Below are 1561 nucleotides of genomic sequence, written 5' to 3' on the forward strand. Positions count from 1 at the left end.
CTGGTACCTCGCTGAGGGGCATGTGTCAAAGCGGGCGGGTATTGCGGAAATACAGCCGACCGGCGTTCATTTCACGCTTGGTGCGCATGAGGTCGAGTACCATGTCGAGCTCAGCAAGGCTTTCAAACAGGTATTTGGTGCAGACCTTTCCCTGCGTACCAATCAGATGGACCACTCGACCCGAATGTCCTGCCAGAGCAGGAGTGTGGCGTCGCTGCTATTTTCGCTGGTCGGAGCCGGATACGCCACCAAGCGGCTATCGCACGAGGTTATGACTGCCGATGACGACTTCCTGCTCGGCCTATTGAGCGGTCTGTTCCGTGGCGACGGGTGCAGTACGCCCGGCGGAATGGTGCTCGACCTGGTCAACCCCGAACTAATCGACCAGGTGCAGCTGATCCTGCGTCGCCTCGGCATCGTGTCGACTGTTCGCCGGTACATCAATCAGGCCGGTAACGAGACCGGACAGGTGTTCGTGCCCGGGCTGCCCGGCAACAATGAAGAATTTATCTTCGACATCGGTAAGAACTTGCACAATTACATCGGGCGCAAGGGGATCAAGCGTACGACGTACCATGTTGTGCACGGCCGTCACGTCTACGGTGTCCGGGCGATCGAGCGCACCTCCGAGACCCCGGAAAAGGTGTACAACCTGCACGTCGAGGGGACGCACACCTATACAATTCGCGGCACGGTTGTGCACAATTGTTTCCTTCTTCGCATCGAGGACAACATGGAGTCCATCGGGCGCTCCATCAACTCCGCGCTGCAGCTGTCCAAGCGCGGTGGCGGTGTCGCCCTGCTGCTGAGCAACATTCGTGAGCACGGTGCGCCGATCAAGAAGATCGAGAACCAGAGCTCGGGTGTCATCCCGATCATGAAGCTGCTCGAGGACTCGTTCTCCTACGCCAACCAGCTGGGCGCGCGCCAGGGCGCGGGCGCGGTGTACCTGCACGCGCACCACCCCGACATCTACCGCTTCCTCGACACCAAGCGCGAGAACGCGGACGAGAAGATCCGCATCAAGACGCTGTCGCTGGGCGTGGTGATCCCCGACATCACCTTCGAGCTGGCGAAGAAGAACGAGGACATGTACCTGTTCTCGCCGTACGACGTCGAGCGCATCTACGGCAAGCCGTTCGCCGATGTCGACGTCACCGAGAAGTACTACGAGATGGTCGACGACAAGCGCATCCGCAAGTCGAAGATCAAGGCGCGCGAGTTCTTCCAGACCATCGCCGAGCTGCAATTCGAGTCGGGCTACCCGTACATCATGTTCGAGGACACGGTGAACCGGGCCAACCCGATCAAGGGCAAGATCACCCACTCGAACCTGTGCTCGGAGATCCTGCAGGTCTCGACCCCCTCGGAGTTCAACGACGACCTGTCCTACGCCAAGGTCGGCAAGGACATCTCCTGCAACCTCGGCTCGCTCAATATCGCCAAGGCGATGGACTCGCCGGACTTCGGCCAGACCATCGAGACCTCGATCCGCGCGCTGACCGCCGTCTCGGACCAGACCCACATCTACTCGGTGCCCTCGATCGAGCAGGGCAACAAC

At 60.2% G+C, this 1561-nt stretch carries 1 protein-coding gene; it reads left to right on the forward strand.

The annotated features are described in order from the left end of the window. The coding region (locus ACFWPJ_RS32435) for an LAGLIDADG family homing endonuclease (protein ID WP_378857284.1) at positions 1–1561 on the forward strand (1561 nt) is incomplete at both ends.

Origin of the sequence: Nocardia sp. NPDC058497, from assembly GCF_042720195.1 — a bacterium.
GTDB lineage: Bacteria > Actinomycetota > Actinomycetes > Mycobacteriales > Mycobacteriaceae > Nocardia.